This is a genomic window from Parabacteroides faecis, from assembly GCF_014647375.1.
GTDB lineage: Bacteria > Bacteroidota > Bacteroidia > Bacteroidales > Tannerellaceae > Parabacteroides > Parabacteroides faecis.
In genome coordinates, this window is sequence record NZ_BMPB01000005.1 from 296,498 (window position 1) to 312,863 (window position 16,366).

The 16,366-nt window shown below is 40.9% G+C and carries 14 protein-coding genes; 3 read left to right on the plus strand and 11 right to left on the minus strand.

The features are described 5' to 3' along the window. Nucleotides 1–7: 7 nt before the first annotated feature. The 9 genes from IEY67_RS08765 to IEY67_RS08805 form a co-directional block, all read right to left on the minus strand. Nucleotides 8–787 carry a FecR family protein gene (locus tag IEY67_RS08765; RefSeq protein ID WP_183671205.1) on the minus strand — a complete coding sequence of 260 codons (780 nt, stop codon included), beginning with the start codon at nt 785–787 and terminating at the stop codon, nt 8–10. Beyond that, nucleotides 784–1,287 (minus strand): RNA polymerase sigma factor, encoded by a 504-nt coding sequence (locus tag IEY67_RS08770; RefSeq protein ID WP_183671204.1) that lies wholly within the window; start codon nt 1,285–1,287, stop codon nt 784–786. The genes IEY67_RS08765 and IEY67_RS08770 overlap by 4 nt, the downstream gene beginning before the upstream one ends. Before the next feature lie 23 nt (nt 1,288–1,310). After that, a complete protein-coding gene (locus tag IEY67_RS08775) occupies nt 1,311–1,796 on the minus strand; it encodes a hypothetical protein (RefSeq protein WP_229801006.1) in 486 nt (161 codons plus the stop codon). 204 nt (nt 1,797–2,000) lie between these two features. Next, on the minus strand, nt 2,001–3,005 hold the full coding sequence (locus IEY67_RS08780) for a DUF4249 family protein (protein ID WP_183671203.1): 1,005 nt from the start codon (nt 3,003–3,005) through the stop codon (nt 2,001–2,003). 11 nt (nt 3,006–3,016) lie between these two features. Next, the gene (locus IEY67_RS08785; RefSeq protein ID WP_183671202.1) at nt 3,017–5,737 is read right to left on the minus strand and encodes a TonB-dependent receptor; all 2,721 of its coding nucleotides are present in this window, start codon (nt 5,735–5,737) and stop codon (nt 3,017–3,019) included. A gap of 3 nt (nt 5,738–5,740) precedes the next feature. Next, nucleotides 5,741–6,619: a FecR family protein gene (locus IEY67_RS08790; protein WP_183671201.1), complete on the minus strand. Its 879-nt coding sequence runs from the start codon at nt 6,617–6,619 to the stop codon at nt 5,741–5,743. Between the two features lie 95 nt (nt 6,620–6,714). After that, complete coding sequence (locus tag IEY67_RS08795; RefSeq protein ID WP_183671200.1) at nt 6,715–7,278, minus strand: RNA polymerase sigma-70 factor; 564 nt, start codon at nt 7,276–7,278, stop codon at nt 6,715–6,717. Nucleotides 7,279–7,382: 104 nt separating this feature from the next. Next, nucleotides 7,383–7,661: an HU family DNA-binding protein gene (locus IEY67_RS08800; protein ID WP_122351715.1), complete on the minus strand. Its 279-nt coding sequence runs from the start codon at nt 7,659–7,661 to the stop codon at nt 7,383–7,385. Nucleotides 7,662–7,692: 31 nt separating this feature from the next. Then, entirely contained in the window at nt 7,693–8,583 is an 891-nt protein-coding gene (locus IEY67_RS08805; protein WP_122351714.1) for a helix-turn-helix domain-containing protein, read from the minus strand. A gap of 447 nt (nt 8,584–9,030) precedes the next feature. Between IEY67_RS08805 and IEY67_RS08810 the strand changes: the two genes are divergently transcribed. Further along, nucleotides 9,031–9,300: a hypothetical protein gene (locus tag IEY67_RS08810; RefSeq protein WP_122351713.1), complete on the plus strand. Its 270-nt coding sequence runs from the start codon at nt 9,031–9,033 to the stop codon at nt 9,298–9,300. A 76-nt stretch (nt 9,301–9,376) separates the two neighbouring features. On the opposite strand, the gene IEY67_RS08815 is transcribed toward IEY67_RS08810, so the two are convergent. Next, on the minus strand, nt 9,377–9,766 hold the full coding sequence (locus tag IEY67_RS08815) for a response regulator (RefSeq protein ID WP_122351712.1): 390 nt from the start codon (nt 9,764–9,766) through the stop codon (nt 9,377–9,379). A gap of 198 nt (nt 9,767–9,964) precedes the next feature. Then, entirely contained in the window at nt 9,965–11,761 is a 1,797-nt protein-coding gene (gene rpsA / locus IEY67_RS08820) for a 30S ribosomal protein S1 (protein WP_122374924.1), read from the minus strand. Nucleotides 11,762–12,043: 282 nt separating this feature from the next. Here rpsA and IEY67_RS08825 point away from each other — a divergent pair, with 282 nt between their 5' ends. Further along, nucleotides 12,044–14,119, plus strand: coding sequence for a tetratricopeptide repeat-containing sensor histidine kinase (locus IEY67_RS08825; protein ID WP_183671199.1), 2,076 nt, complete (start codon nt 12,044–12,046; stop codon nt 14,117–14,119). Nucleotides 14,120–14,256: 137 nt separating this feature from the next. Further along, complete coding sequence (locus IEY67_RS08830) at nt 14,257–16,359, plus strand: ATP-binding protein (RefSeq protein ID WP_183671198.1); 2,103 nt, start codon at nt 14,257–14,259, stop codon at nt 16,357–16,359. The last annotated feature ends 7 nt before the right edge of the window (nt 16,360–16,366 follow it).

Sequence of the window (16,366 nt, forward strand, 5' to 3'; positions counted from 1 at the left end):
TTTTCACTTATTCTATGCTGAATTTGATACCAAAAGGTTTACCAATGATTTTAAGTACTTCATCCGGTTTTGTGATCCTGGAAAAATTACCCGTGTAGACATATCCCGTCGGAAAGTCTGCTTTTACCCGAATATTATATTGACGTTCTACCTCACTGATCACTTCAACCAGTGGGACTCCTTCAAAAACAAATTTGTTTTCTATCCATGCGACCGATTGACTTGTATGGATATTTTCTTCAATGGTCAGTTTACTGTCGTGATAAGTTAATTGCATGTTCGGGTCGAGGGTTGTCACTTTATCGAGGGTTGCCACTTGCACTTTTCCGGTCAAACAGGTAACGCGGTATTTGTCCGGACGTGAAAATACATTGAAGCTGGTTCCTAATACATTCACCTTGTTCTGGTTTGATTTTACTGAAAAGCGTTTTCCTTGCTTGACTTCAAAGAAGGCTTCCCCTTCAAGCTCTACATTTCTCGATACAAACCATCGGTAAGGTTTATAAGTAAGTCGACTGTCGGCATTGAGATTTACTCTGGAACCGTCCGGGAGTGTAACAAGAAGGTGCGATCCCCGTTCTGCAATTTGGATTACACTGTAAGATTGGCTGATTATGGTTCCGGTTAAAATTACTACCAGAAGGATCACAGCGGCATATTTCTCCAAAGAAATATGCCGGATCTTCTTTGAAAGCGGAACATCTTCAAGGTCGGCAAAAGCTTCCTTCCAGATATCTTCTTTGCTTTTGCTCCAGCGAGGGATTATTTTAATTTTCTCCGGTTTCATTTTTTCGTTTCTGTTAATAATGCTCTCTTTAGAAATTGTAATGCTGAGTTCATTCGTTTTTCAACCGTTTTGATACTTATATCGAGGCGTCCGGCAATTTCGTGATATTTTAATTCGTCGTTCCGGCTCATCAGGAAGACAACACGTTGTTTTTCTGGCATCTGTTCCAAAGCTCTGGCATAGGATGAGGCCAATTCCTTGAATAGAATTTCGTCTTCGGGTGACAAGTCTGGTTCGTTATCGTAGATCATCTCCTGTTCAAAATGGTTACGGCTTGTTTCTTTTCGGTAAGCACTTATGACCATTTCATTTGCTATTTTATATAAAAGGGCTTTCAGATTGTTTTTATGTAATTGTTCTTTTTTCTCCCATACTTTCATGAATATTTCTTGTGCCATATCCGAAGCCGTGTCGATGTCACCGCATCGATAAAATATGAAGCTCCGAATGGCATCGAAATATGTATCGAATAAGAGTTTAAACTCCTTTTTACTTAGCATTAAGCGAACAGGTTGTCGTTGATCTATTTTTTGTACTTATTCACTTTTTTCATATACCGGATAAATTTACCCCATTCATTTGCAATGGCCTGCATATTCTTATCACGTGCTTTTTGTATTTTATCCTGAGGTTTTAGAACGGATATTTCAGGGTAGCCGTCGTTTATATAAAATTTATTTTCAGTCATGTTGTAATATAATACCGGAGAATTGTAAATCTGGGAATTGATATCTGTGACCTTGATAGTCGAAAATAAAAAATCGTCATCCAGATAAAATTTGATATCGGTATAAAATGAAATAGATTTTTGCAGATAGTAATTATCTTTGAACCGGATCTCGTTCGTTGTTTCATTGAACCAGAGGATATCATTTCCCGTAAGGATAATTTGTTCTACGGATTCACTGATTGATTTCATACCGGCAGATTTTGTATCTGCTTTTACCATGAGTGTGGAGTAGCTGTCTTCCGGGGAAGGATTTTGCTCATCATTTGCACAACTGCTCATAAATACAGTAAAAAGCAATACAGATAGAATTAAAGAAACCCCTTTCATATTATGCATATTATTAATGGATTAAAATTACTACATCTTTTTGAAATAGTAACCGCATGAGTTCTGATATTCCCTATGTTGTCTTTCGTGATTTAGTATCCTTTAACTGTTTTACCATGATCAGGCATGGATGATGAAATAGTCGTGACTATTTTTTTACCATATTGGCGGACGGTCCAGTATCTGAACTTTCATTTGTACCTCAGAGCTTGCTCCGACAAATCCAAGGCCGCCTGTTACATTCTGCGGAACGATAACGGGTTCCATAAATGTATCGTTATAATTCTCTGAATCCAGACAGTTCATGGCGCGCATATAGCGGTAATCTGCTTTGGTGATGCTGAGAAGGTGGATGATGGCGTCTGTTTGTATACGTACTGCCTCATATCTGTTATTGAAATCGTAGAAACGTGTATATACATTCAGGGTGTAGGAACCGTTTTCGAAACGGCTGTCTGTGAATATATTGCGTACATTTTGAATTGTCATATCCAGGATGCCGAATTCATCGTCGTCGGCAGTAGTCAGATGACCGTCGGTCAGTACGATATCTTCCTGGTTGATGATTTCCGGATAGGATATATCGAAAGGTAGCGAATCCCTGATACCGGTTTTTAAATCTACTGTATAAGACTTTTCCCCTATGGCTAACTGATAATAATTCCTTTTGCCGGGCAGATCATCGAATGTAATCCTGTACCGTATACAGTCGGCCATGTAATATCCTATTTTAATTTTAGTAAGAAGGGTATCTATCCGAATGATCTTTTCTATTGGTTGGGGAATCTCTACTTCTGCCCATGCGTTATATTGACCGTCTTCAGCAGTAGCCTCCAGACGTACATGGTCGCCCGGATGAAAAATGGTTTGCAAGCGACATACTTTCATGCTGTCGCTGGAATTCCATAGAACTATTTTGGACTTGGCGACTTCTTTTTTTTCATTATTGACATAAACTGTGACGGAGCCATTGCTTACTAATGTCATCTTTTCACTATCGATAATATATAACTGTACTTCGTTTTCCTCCTTCTCAGCTTCCAGGATGGCATTCATTAATAATTGCGGTTTCTGGTATTTGTCGTTGAACGGTATTTCGTTCTCACAAGCAGAGAAGAGCACGATGCCAAGTAGGAGTAATATGAATAAATGCTTTTTCATATCTGATATCTTTAAAATTTGAATGTATAAGTTACTGCCGGAATACAAGGAAGCAAGGTCTGTTTGATCAGTTTGGTATTCCGTATCCATTTGGTTTGTATGGTACCATGTTCATCCGTATAATCCTGTCCGATGAATTCCTCTTCCTTGTAGACCAAATTAGGGGTCATTGCATTGTAAGCGTTGTAGACCGATATGCTCCAGGTTTGTGTACCGCGGCGAAGTTTCTTGTGAAAATTGACACTCAGGTTCAACCTATGACTGACGGGCAAGCGGAAATTGTTACGATGGGCAATATAATCGATCATAATAGGGTTCCCGATGGAAGAGAGTACGCCGGTACGTTGATCGGCAATCGTAGCTGTTCCTCCGGTATTGAATATCCAGGTTGCTCCCATATCGATCCGTTCGTTGAACCGGTGATTGAGGCAGATATTTATATTGTGGCGACGGTCATATTTATAAGGGAAACGTTCGCCGTTATTAATACTGCCGTCTTTAAACCTGCGATCGCTTTTAGCAATCGTATAGGCAAGCCAACCCGTTGTTTTTCCGACTGTCTTCTGGGCGAGTATTTCCAACCCGAAAGAACGTCCGCGTCCCATTTCCACCTTTTCCTGCCAACCTCCGGAGGTGCCGAAGAAAGAAGCTCCGTCCTGATATTCCAAAACGTTATGCATATCTTTATAATATCCTTCCAGTGAGAACTCCCAATCTTTTACACCTGTATAATATCCGCCTATGGCATACTGGAAAGAACGCATCGGACGAATATGTTTGGTGACGGGGACCCATAAATCTGTCGGCAACGAGATAGGGGATGATGATAATAAATGTACGTATTGCTCCATCTGGGTAAAAGAGCCCTTTGTCGCAAAATCATTACTGAACCGGTAGCGGGTTGATAAGCGGGGTTGAGCCGATAAATACCCTTTCCCTTGTGTATAGAAGAGGGAGAAATGGACACCGGCATTGAAACTAAGCTTGTTGCCGATATTAAAATTGTCTTCCGCATACAATGAACATTCGTAACCGTGAAGGTTACTGTTTGATGAGTCATTATAAACCGTATCTTGTGCTGTAGAGCCATTTTCAGCTTCCTTTACACGGGAAGTTGTCACTTCCGGTCGGAACGTGTGATACAGGTATGCTCCCCCGAATTTGATATGATGGTCTGGTGTCGGTGTATAATCGAAGTCCGTCTGGAAACTTATATCATGTATTCCGGAACGATAATCGGAATTATACACATAGGATTCGTTATGATCGGTTTTTGTTTCCTCGTTTTCATTTGTGCCCGTGACCTCTCTTTTGTAGCTGTCTGCCATCGACATCTGATAATGATTGTAAGCGACTGTGGTGTTGCTGAACAGTTTATTATTAAATACATAGTTCCAGCGTCCTGCTGCGATCGTATTTCCCCAGTTAAAATTGATTTCACTGTTATAGAAATGCATTCGCGGACCACCATTATAATCATCATATTCTTTATCCTGTTTGTAGTCGTAATGGTCTTTCCCCTTGTAGAAACTCAGGAAGAGACGACTGCGGTCTGAGAATTTGTGGTTCACTTTCGCATTGATATCGTAAAAGTAATAGTTGTATTTTTTGTCGTCCAGCAGGAACGGTCTTGCTATCAGGTCCAGATAAGTGCGGCGTCCGGTCAGACAGAAAGATGTTTTATCTTTAATGATTGGCCCTTCCAGATGTAGTTTGCTGGTCAACAGACCGATGCTGACTGTCCCGTGATAGTTCAGCATATCCCCGTCGTTGGTACGGATGTCGACAATGGATGATAACCGCCCCCCGTAGCGTGCCGGGAAAGATCCCTTGAAGAGAGTGACTTTCTTCATGGCTTCCGGTGTGAAAATCGAGAATACTCCCAGCAGGTGATCGGCATTATAGATAGGTATGCCATCCAACAGGATCAAATTCTGGTCGGGACCGCCTCCACGCACATACAAACCGCTGAAGCCTTCCACACCTGCCTGTACTCCGGGCATCAGCTGGATCGTTTTCAATAAATCGGCTTCTCCCAGGATAGCCGGTGTATTGCGGATCTGTTTCATTGGGATGTCTATCGCTCCCATTCCGGTAGAATGAATACCGGCTTCTCTCTTTTCTGACAGGACAATCACTTCTTCCAACTGGTTGTTGGTCATTAGACGGATATTCAGCAAGGTATCTTTTTCCAATCGGAATCGGCATGTCTGTTGTTCGTATCCGAGATAAGAGAAAGAAAGCTCCGTGTTTCCTGCCGGAAGTGTGATGCTGTAAAATCCAAAAGGATTGGTGGAGGTTCCTGTTCCCTGATATCGTTCGAAGATGTTGGTTCCGATCAGTGTCTCTGAAGAGATACCGTCCGTCACGTAGCCGCTGATCGTATATTTATGATTGGCTGGCTTTTCTTGTTCATGCAGCAGGATATATTTTCCTGAGATCTCGAAAGTGACAGCTTCATTCTCAAATGCTTTCCGGAGAATTTCACTGACAGTTCGCCGGGACATGTTTAATGTGACAGGCTTTTTGAGCTGTATCTTCTCTCCATAGATAAAGGAAAAACCTGTAGAGTCTTCCAGTTGCTTTACAAATGTATCTAAAGATGCGTTCTGAATGCTGAAGTTAATTCGTTCTTCTTTGTTCTGAGCATCGAGAGAGTTGTTTCCCAGAGTCATCCACAGCAAAAGTATAAGACTGATGCGGAAGAAAGGGTTATACATGAAATGGTTCATAACTTAGTTAAGTTTAGTGCTGATAATGATCGTGTCGTTTGTCTTTGTATAATTGAAATTACCGGCTCCTTTCAATAGGTCGAGCATCTCTTCCAGGCTTTCACCATTGGTAAAGTTTGCCCGTATGCGGTAATTCCTGAGATTGGGATCGGTTATTTCTATTTTTACGTTGAATGCATGCGATAGTTGCCGGATAATTTCCTGCAACGGTAGGTAGTCGAATTGGAAATGACCGTTTCGCCAAATGATCTCATTACTGCTTTCCGGGTTTATTTCATGTTCGAGACTTTTCCGTACCCGGTTATAGACTGCACTTTCGTTGGGGGAAAGGATAAGTTGCTCGTTTTCTCCCGGGATGCTGACTTTAACGGAACCTTCAAGGAGGGTTGTCCGTACTTCTGTATCTTTGGGATAGGCTTGGACATTGAATCGGGTACCTAATACTTGTACATCGACGGATTCCGCTTTTACGATAAATGGATGTCTTTTATCTTTCTCTACATTAAAATAAGCTTCACCGGTCAGTTGAACTTCCCTTTTATCTCCCCTGAAATGAGCGGGAAAGCGAAGTATGGAGTAGCGGTTCAGTGTAACGACGGACTGATCGGGGAGAGTGATCTCCTGTATTTCCGCCAATGTCGAGATTGTCTGTATGGAAGTGGATCGTACATAATCATATGTATACCAACCCGCCAGGCAGAAGAGTATGGAAGCTGCCACACTTCCGGCAATACGGAAGAACTTTATTTTCCCGGTTGTGGAAAAAAGACGTTTTTCCAGTATTCTCCAGCTCTTTTGGGCTGAAAAACGGCCTCTCGGTGAGCGCGTGGAAGCAACCAGTTGGTCCAGTATCTTGTCAATATCTTTGTCTGTAGTTGTCATTCTTTCTTTATTTGATTATCGGTTTCACAAATAAAGACAGGAGAATGTACCGGAACTCACTATGGCTATTGGGTGAAAAAAGGTTAAGATTCGTTTTAGTCTTCGTCTGTATTCAAATAGCGTGATAAGATATCCTGTAGCCGGATGACAGCTTTTTGTAATTGAACATCGACGGTATTGGTACTGATCCCTAATTCTTTGGCAACCTGGGCATAGGATTGTTTTTCTTCCCTTATCCGGATGAATATTTCCCGGCACCTTTCCGGTAAGCGGTCCAAAGCTTTGACATAATGGGAGAAAAGTTCTTCGGTGATCAGGGTTTCTTCCGGCGAGTATTCCTGACCGGGCACGGTGTCGGATAGTTCTTCCGTGCTGTTCTTTCGTCGTTGTTCTTTTTCCAGATAGTTCAGTGCTGCATTCTTTACTGTAATAAAGAAATAATCTTCCAGATTGGCAATCGTATGCAAAGATTCCCGCTTTTCCCAGATTTTCATGAATACATCGAGAACGACTTCTTGTGCCCATTCCTCTGTTTTCAGATAATAGTAAGCGATGCGAAAGAAACGGTCAAAGCATAGATCATAGAACTTCCTCAAGGCTGTTTGAGAATCTTCTTCCTGCATTTGTCGTAAATATTTTCTGATCTCTTGCTCTGTCATGCGATTTTTTACTCTGATCCGTGGCTGCAAAGATACTTTTTAATCAATAAGTATGACCTGCTGTAATAAAAAAAGGACTTATTCTGAAATAAGTCCTTTTCTATTTATTTTTTATTCATCTTCTCCAATAGGAGAGAGGCACATTTGAAATGTACAATTGTTCGCGGTGTAAGTTGGATCACATCGCCATTTCTCGGATTTCTTGCTGGACGGCTTGTTTGCAGACGCGGTTTGAATGATCCGAATCCCGGGATAAATACGCGATCACCGGCTTTAGTTTTTTCGGCAACCATTTCGGTGAAAGCATCAAGTATAGTTGTTATATCCCGTTTGCTTACTGTTGTTTTTTCTGCTAATTCGTTAATTAACTGACTTCTGTTCATAGCTTTATTTTATTAGTTATTAGATGTTTGTTTATTTATTTGTTTCGATCATACTCTTTCTGTATTCTAAAGGAGACATGCCTGTATGTTTGCGAAAGAACCTTCCTAAAGACGACTGGTTTGCGAAATTGGTCTTTATTACAATCTGCTGAATATTTAGCGTTGAGTCTCTTAGCAGCGCTTTGATCTCCAGAATGATATATTCCAATATCCAATCTTTGGCCGACTTGCCGCTGACCGTTTTAATAACGGTAGTCAGATACTTAGGAGTAATGCATAGCTCTTTAGCGTAGAATGCTACTTCCCGATTTTCTTTATAATGCTTCATAATCAGATAAAAGAATTTATCTGCAACTTCTTTTTTGTGAGCATCCATAGTCGGAATATGCGGAAGTGAACTGATCTTATATGTATTATATAAGTCCAGAAAGAGAATCCGGAGTATATGGATTACCGATTCCCTGGGATACAGATTGGACGGTGACTGGGCTTTCGTATATACCATTTTATAGTAGTTCCCAAAGTTGTAACAATCACTATCTGTTAAAGGATAATGAAAATGACTTCGCATATAAAAGAAGAAGTGAGGTGAAAATCTGTGGATACCGCTCAGTACGTCATTGAATAACGACTGAGAGATTGAAAATGCACTTATGGTGAAATCATCGCTTATAGCATTGATCGATAAAAGCTGTCCGGGAAGAAAAATAGCCAATTCATTTTTTCCCAGAACATGTTCATAATTGTACACTTTAAATGTAGCATATCCTTCGGAACATAACATGACTATTCCGTTTTCTATATATGATGGATACGGAGTTATAGGAACTTGTTTGACATTCTCATAGATAATTAAATCATTTTTTATAGAATTATTGGTGTCATTATTTCCTACATATAATTTGTTTTCATTTAAAGACATCACCCTATAATTATATTTGTGTATAAAATTAAAACATCGTTCCTTATGATATTTGGATTGTGGAATTATGGTATGACAATGAAGAAATATGGTACGTATATTGACATTTTTTTTTACAGAGAGTGCTCTGATGAACAGTATAAACCGTGATTAACCTGATTTTGTTCATTGACAATATCATAAAAAATGTTGTTGTTTATCATGAAGGCTACTATTTTCTTCTTTATGATTGCCATGTGGATTCTGTACCTTATTCCTGGCGAAAAAATATGGAAGAGATCTGCATTTCGGTATAAATTAGCGAAAGTTTGAAATTAAAGGCATGAAATTGCATGTAAATAAGAAGATGTTTGTATATTTAAAGCTGTAAAGAAACAGCAAGTACAACTTACTTGTTAGTTCAATAGTTATTAATAAAAAGCAAGTATAACTTTAAAGTCAAACATCATGGGAAAAAATCTGATTCACAGCAATGAGCTGCATCTTATTGACAAGAAAGAAATTCATAGTGCAGCAAAAAAAATGGTAGAGTCATTAAATCTGGCAGCTGGATCGACTGGCGGTTTTGACATCTACAAAGTAGTAGAAGCATATTTTACAGATTTGGATAAAAGACATGAAATAAATCAACTGATAGGGATCGGTGAAGATTGCGCTTATTATGGTGCACAAGAACAGGCAGCCGAATGCGAAAAGGCAGAAGCTGCAAATGAGTAAGTAACAGTTTATTTAAAATAGAAGGAGATACTTTTTAGAAAAGCATCTCCTTTTTTATTGTGTATTTGAAATGTATTTACCATGTCAATTCCGGTAAGAAGCGAGTGATCATCGACTTGAATTCTTTGATGTTGATAGGTTTGGTCATGAACTCATTACTTCCGGCCTGACGTGCCGCTTCCATATCATTTTCAAAGGCATAGGCCGATTGCATGATAATGGGTATATCCTTATCGAACTTCCTGATTTCTTTCAGGGCATCTATCCCGTTCATTTCCGGCATTTTAATGTCCATGAGAATCAAGTCCGCATGTTCTTTCTTGTAAATCTCCAACAATTCCTTTCCGGTCATTGCATGGAGAACTTTGCATTGTCTTTTCAGTATGGTTTGAAGCAATAAGAAATTGCTTTCTTCATCTTCTGCGATGAGAATTGTTATGTTTTTGTGCTTTATATTTTCTTCCATGATCTTATTATTGGAGTAACACCAACAAAGTTCTGTATTTAATTTAAATTACGCAAGCTTATGAGGACTAAATATTATATGAAAATCAACAAACGCATACGTTTTTAGCAAAGATGGGTTGTATTGGGGTAGTTATAAAGAAAAAGGAGCTGTTTTCCAAAAACAGCTCCTTTTATATTTGTTATCAGTTTGATCTGATTATTTGCCTGAAAGTTTTTCTTTCAAAGCGGCCAGTTCTTCAATGTCACCCAGTGTAGTCTTTTCAACCGGACCAGTTACCATTGCAGAAGACTCTTCGTTCTTGTTGCGTCTTGCAGCCGGCTTTTTGTCACCTGCAGGAGCATCTTTCTTAGCGCCCTTCTGTTCATCTTCGAAGATACGGCTGTGAGAAAGGATGATACGTTTTGCTTCTTTGTTGAATTCGATTACCTTGAACTGCAGTTTTTCGTCAACAGCAGCCTGAGAACCGTCTTCTTTTACCAGGTGTTTCGGAGTTGCGAAACCTTCTACACCGTAAGGCAGAGAAACTACAGCACCCTTATCCAGTACTTCGATGATTGTTCCTTCGTGGATTGAACCTACTGTAAAGATAGTTTCAAATACATCCCAAGGATTTTCTTCCAGCTGTTTGTGGCCTAAGCTCAAACGACGGTTTTCCTTGTCGATTTCCAGAACCTGAACTTCGATTTCTGCACCGATCTGAGTGAATTCGCTCGGGTGTTTGATCTTCTTAGTCCAAGAAAGGTCAGAGATGTGGATCAGTCCGTCTACGCCTTCTTCGATTTCTACGAATACACCGAAGTTAGTGAAGTTACGTACTTTTGCAGTGTGACGTGAACCAACCGGGAAGCGAGATTCGATATCTTCCCATGGGTCAGCTTTCAGCTGTTTGATACCCAGAGACATCTTACGTTCGTCACGATCCAAAGTCAGGATAACTGCTTCGATTTCGTCACCAACCTTCATGAAGTCCTGAGCAGAACGCAGGTGCTGAGTCCAGCTCATTTCTGATACGTGGATCAAACCTTCTACGCCCGGAGCGATTTCGATGAATGCACCGTAGTCAGCCATAACAACCACTTTACCTTTTACTTTGTCACCAACTTTCAGGTTAGTATCCAAAGCATCCCAAGGATGAGGAGTCAGCTGTTTCAAGCCCAGAGCGATACGTTTCTTTTCATCGTCGAAGTCAAGGATAACAACGTTGATCTTCTGATCAAGCTGAACGATTTCTTCCGGATGAGAAACACGGCCCCAAGAAAGGTCTGTGATGTGGATCAAACCGTCTACGCCACCCAGGTCGATGAATACACCGTAAGAAGTGATGTTCTTAACAGTTCCTTCCAGTACCTGTCCTTTTTCCAGTTTAGAGATAATGTCTTTCTTCTGTGCTTCAAGCTCTGCTTCGATAAGAGCCTTGTGAGATACAACAACGTTTTTGAATTCCTGGTTGATCTTCACGATCTTGAATTCCATTGTCTTTCCTACGAATACATCATAATCGCGGATCGGTTTAACGTCGATCTGAGAACCCGGTAAGAATGCTTCGATACCGAATACGTCAACGATCATACCGCCCTTAGTACGACATTTGATGTAACCTTTAATAATTTCGTCTTTTTCAAGAGCTTCGTTAACACGATCCCAAGAACGTGTAGCGCGAGCTTTCTTGTGAGAAAGGATCAGCTGTCCTTTTTTGTCTTCCTGGTTTTCGATGTATACTTCTACTTCGTCACCAATTTTCAGATCCGGATTGTAACGGAATTCCGCCATTGATACAACACCGTCTGATTTGAAACCGATGTTCACTACAACTTCACGTTTGTTCATTGCAGTAACGGTTCCCATAACGACTTCCTTATCCTTTACAGTGTTCAGGGTTTCGTCATACGTTTTTACAAGGTCGTCCTTGCTTACGTCACCGTAAGTTTCTCCCATTTCATAGGAGTCCCAGTTGAAATCTTCAACCGGCTGAATGTTCTTTAAATTTTCCATTCTCTAATTGTTAATACTTAAGTTTGTTTTAATTAGTAAGTTAGACATTATGTTGTCATATCTCAAAAATCGGGGCAAAGGTAACGCTTTTTTTCTGATAGACAATAGTTTTACTCCTGAAAATACGTTTTTATACCTCTTGTATTCTTTGACCGGTATAAAGTTTATCCGTATAGATATCCCGTATCTGTTTTTTTGCTTTTTATTGAATAGGATACGTTGATTATTAATTAGTTTCGCAAAAACGATTATCTTTGTGCCTTATTACATACACATACATTTATGTATAAAGGTCGTTTTCGCCGCCAACTAAAGCAGAGTACTCTCTGTCTCTTTTGTATACTTTGTATATTTATATGTATAAAGTCTGCAGCTGCCAATCGCACTACCCGCCTGGACAGTCTGAAAACAATTCTTTCTAAAGCCCCTGCCCCGGATGTTGCCATTAAGACATTACAGGAATTATCCAACCTGTATCGGCAGAAACCGGAAGAAGTGGGGTATCTGCATCAATTGCTGGATATTAGTAACCGGGTAGATTCCGTACAGGTCGTATATACCACTGCCGCCCATCTTTCCCGTTATTATTATGATGACAATAAATCGGACAGTGTAGTCTACTGGGCCAAATATATCGATTCGATCGGTAAAAGCAGGAAAGAACTATCCGACGGGTTGTTCGAAGCCTACAGTTATGTTTGTCTGGATCATTTATGGATGGAGAATTATGAACTGGCAATGAACGAGGCTATCCGGCTTTATAATCTGGCATGCAGCAAGAATAACACCTACGGACAGATCCGTTGTGGTGAGAATCTGGGACATATTTACCAGGCCATCCGGCGTGACAGTGATGCCATAGCCGTTTTTCAAGCGGCACTCGATAAACAGGAAGAGGAGGGGGAGAAACTGACCTTCAGCATTCGCCTGGTTTCTTATCAACTGGAATCTTTATTGCGCATCAATAAACTGGACAGTGCGGAAGTGTTGCTTACCAGGTATAAAGATTTGCTGGACAGGCAGGACAAGGTGAACAAGATCACCGGCTCGATCTATCCGGTAGATCGTTACCGTTGGATCATGCACTCTTTTTATGCTGAACTTTATCTGAAAAGGAAAGAGATGGAAAAGGCGAAGAAGTCTATTGCCTGTGCAACTTCCTATGTCGGTAAAGAAACGATAAGTAATGATTATGCCGTGTTCGCCTATTTGTATATACAAGCACGTTATAATAAAGAGACCGGTAATTATACTGCAGCACTAACTTATATCAATGAATTGCTGAAAAGCTGGAAAACGCCTGATTGCCTGCAACTGAAAGCAGATATCTTATCGGAATCGGGAGACGCCCAAAGTGCGATCCTAGCCTATAAAGACGTTATCTCGGAGACATCCAAGATCAATAATGAAGCCTTTACCCGTCAGATCAACCAGCTCAGAACGCTGTATGATCTGAATGACAAGGAAATGCAGAAAAAGGAATTGGAGATCAGTCAGATGAATGTGAATATAAAAGAGCATCAGTTGATCATCTCTATGTCGGTTTCCGTCATTCTGCTGTTGATCTTATATATCCTTTATTTCTCTCTGCGCCGTACCCGCCGGTTAAAAAATGAATTGCAGAAAGAGAAGGAGGCATTGATCGAATCGGAAAAGAACTTGCGTGTAGCGAAAGATAAAGCGGAAGAGGCAAGTCAGGCGAAAACAACCTTTATTGCCAATATCAGCCATGAAGTACGTACTCCCCTGAATGCAATTGTCGGTTTTGCCAGCCTGTTGTCCGATCCGGCTTGCACTGAGGATGAAAAGACTGAGTTCTCTTCTGTTATCAGTAATAACACTGAATTGTTGCTGAACCTGGTGAACGATGTCTTATGCCTTTCGCAGATCGAGGCCGGGAACCTGAGTTTTACAATTCGTACGGTCGAACTGGTCGATTGCTGCCGGAACGCAATGGATACGATCCGGCACCGGATTGTTGACGGTGTTTCACTTACCTTTACTCCGGAAACACCATCTTTCCTGTTGAATACAGACCCGTTGCGGTTGCAGCAATTATTGGTGAATTTGTTGGTAAACGCCGCAAAATTCACGGAAGCAGGAGAAATAAACCTTTCATTCCACATCGATAGTAAGGAAAACAAGGTTGATATAATCGTTACAGATACCGGTTGTGGCATACCACAGGATAAAATTACACAGATATTTAAACGCTTTGAAAAGGTGGACGAGTATAAACAAGGTACCGGTCTGGGACTTTCCATTTGCCAGGCTATCGCCAATGCGCTGGGAGGGACAATCCGGGTGGATTCGGCTTATACACAGGGTGCCCGGTTTATTTTTACCCATCCTTGTTGATGAGGTATCGTCCGACTACCGGTGGAGTGTTTTATGAATTATTGAAAATCAACAGGACTTTCGTTAAATAACATTGAAAAAAGTCATTCGTTACAGATATTTATTTGTAAGTTTGCCAGACACAGAGGAAAATATGCATGAAGACGAATAGTCTGTATATATATAGGGGAATAAAGTTCGCATGTGTTGTTGTCATTTTACTATACGCTGTATCCGTTTCTTCTCAGAATGAAAAGAGAAGAGATCGTACGGATAGTCTGTCTAGTATATTGCAAGAAATAAAGACGCCTGGTGAGAAACTGGCTCTTTTGAGAGAACAGGTCGCTATGAACCGGCAGCAGAAGGTCGAAGCACTTTTGGATAAGGAGATAGTAGACATAGCCATGCAGCTTGACTCTTTTCAGATAGCTTATAATACAATGGCAGAGTTGAGCCGTTACTATTATAACCGGGATATGCGGGACAGCATGCTTTATTGGTATGCCATGATCGATACGATTTCCCGGCAGCGTAAAGAATGTCCCGATGCCTTGTTCACGGCCGGTAGTCTGGTATGTCAGGATTATCTGTGGGCAGAGGATTATGAACTCGCAATGAACGAAGCTATCCGGCAGATCAACCTGGCGGACAGGGAATCACAGATATATGGACAGGCAAGAGGTAACTACAATCTGGCTTTGATCTATCAGGTCGTAGGACAGGATAGTAATGCCGTAGTCGCTTTCCGCAAAGGGTTGGGGTGGTTGGACAAGAATGTGGACATGCAGATGCTGGAATTGCAATTCCTGTCGGATATGGTTGTTTCGACTCTTCGGCTCAATCTGTTGGATGACTCGGAGGAACTGTTGATACGTTATGAAAACTTATTGGATACGATAGAACTGGATTATAAGAAGAAAAATTATGTTTTTCCCGCTCTTTATTACAGATGCTTGCTTTATTCAAAATATTCTGATCTTTATACTCGTAGCGGTCAATTAATGAAAGCGCATGATTATCTGGAAAAGGCTTCCGTTTTTATCAGCGATTCACTGAGTGGCTTCGTGAAATATGCTTATTACCAGTCTGAAGCCCTTTATTATGTGAAAGCGGGGAATAAGCAGAAAGCATTATCTGCCATCGATAAAGCATTGGCCTTGGAAGACGACCTGGATATGATGAACTTGAAAATGCAGCTTCTTCGTGATTGCGGGCAGTATCAGGAGGCTATCCGGGTATATAAAAAGATGCTCAAAATGAATGCTTCCATCAATAATGAAGCATTCAACCGCCAGATCACTCAGCTTCGTTTCCTGAACGATCTGAACGATAGTGAGAAACAGCTCCGTGAACTTGCTTATCAGAATACACAGATAGCAGCCAAACAGCGCCAGTTGATCCATATTCTGGGAACGGTCTTTGTTCTGTTGATCCTGTTTTTGGTATTGTACCATTTCTATAGCCGGACACGCCGCCTGAAAAATGAACTGTTGTCCGAAAAAGACTCATTACTTGAATCCGAACGGCAACTGCGTCTGATGAAGGAAAAAGCAGTGGAGGCAAATCGCCTGAAAACCATATTCCTTTCGAATATCAGCCATGAGATACGTACACCTCTTAACGCGATTGTAGGTTTCTCCGAATTGTTGGTAGATGACTCTTTTAAGGAAGAAGATAAGGTTGCTTTTGCATCGACTATCAACCATAGCTCGGAGTTATTGATGAACCTGATAAACGATGTACTCGAACTGTCTCGCCTGGAATCCGGAAATTATAGTTTCACGATCAGGGAATGGGATGCCGTGATGCTTTGTCGTGAGATATTGTCGGGTTTTGAAAACATGCCTCGACCGGAAGTGAAACTGACTTTCACGCCTTCGGTCGATTCTTTCCTGATGAATACTGACCGGTTCCGTATGCACCAGCTACTGAAGCATCTCCTGTCCAATGCAATCAAGTTTACCCATAAGGGAGAAGTGAATCTGACTTTCGAGGCAGATACGGAAAATGATCTTGTCCGCTTTATCGTGACCGATACCGGTTGCGGTATCCCGGTCGATATGCACATTCAAATATTCGAACGTTTTGAGAAACTGAATGAATTTGAACAGGGCACAGGTTTAGGACTGCCTATCTGCCGGCTGGTGGCTACGCATCTGGGTGGTTCACTATATATCGATTCAACTTATACGAAGGGAGCTCGTTTTGTTTTTATTCATCCCTGTAATTTGCAGATTACAAAAGAGCCCCCATCTAATTGAATAGAGA

Bases quoted from the DNA above. Each gene is read 5' to 3' on its own strand.
- IEY67_RS08765 (WP_183671205.1), bottom strand. From the start codon at position 787: ATGAAACCGGAGAAAATTAAAATAATCCCTCGCTGGAGCAAAAGCAAA.
- IEY67_RS08770 (WP_183671204.1), bottom strand. From the start codon at position 1,287: ATGCTAAGTAAAAAGGAGTTTAAACTCTTATTCGATACATATTTCGAT.
- IEY67_RS08775 (WP_229801006.1), bottom strand. From the start codon at position 1,796: ATGAGCAGTTGTGCAAATGATGAGCAAAATCCTTCCCCGGAAGACAGC.
- IEY67_RS08780 (WP_183671203.1), bottom strand. From the start codon at position 3,005: ATGAAAAAGCATTTATTCATATTACTCCTACTTGGCATCGTGCTCTTC.
- IEY67_RS08785 (WP_183671202.1), bottom strand. From the start codon at position 5,737: ATGAACCATTTCATGTATAACCCTTTCTTCCGCATCAGTCTTATACTT.
- IEY67_RS08790 (WP_183671201.1), bottom strand. From the start codon at position 6,619: ATGACAACTACAGACAAAGATATTGACAAGATACTGGACCAACTGGTT.
- IEY67_RS08795 (WP_183671200.1), bottom strand. From the start codon at position 7,278: ATGACAGAGCAAGAGATCAGAAAATATTTACGACAAATGCAGGAAGAA.
- IEY67_RS08800 (WP_122351715.1), bottom strand. From the start codon at position 7,661: ATGAACAGAAGTCAGTTAATTAACGAATTAGCAGAAAAAACAACAGTA.
- IEY67_RS08805 (WP_122351714.1), bottom strand. From the start codon at position 8,583: ATGTCTTTAAATGAAAACAAATTATATGTAGGAAATAATGACACCAAT.
- IEY67_RS08810 (WP_122351713.1), top strand. From the start codon at position 9,031: ATGGGAAAAAATCTGATTCACAGCAATGAGCTGCATCTTATTGACAAG.
- IEY67_RS08815 (WP_122351712.1), bottom strand. From the start codon at position 9,766: ATGGAAGAAAATATAAAGCACAAAAACATAACAATTCTCATCGCAGAA.
- rpsA (WP_122374924.1), bottom strand. From the start codon at position 11,761: ATGGAAAATTTAAAGAACATTCAGCCGGTTGAAGATTTCAACTGGGAC.
- IEY67_RS08825 (WP_183671199.1), top strand. From the start codon at position 12,044: ATGTATAAAGGTCGTTTTCGCCGCCAACTAAAGCAGAGTACTCTCTGT.
- IEY67_RS08830 (WP_183671198.1), top strand. From the start codon at position 14,257: ATGAAGACGAATAGTCTGTATATATATAGGGGAATAAAGTTCGCATGT.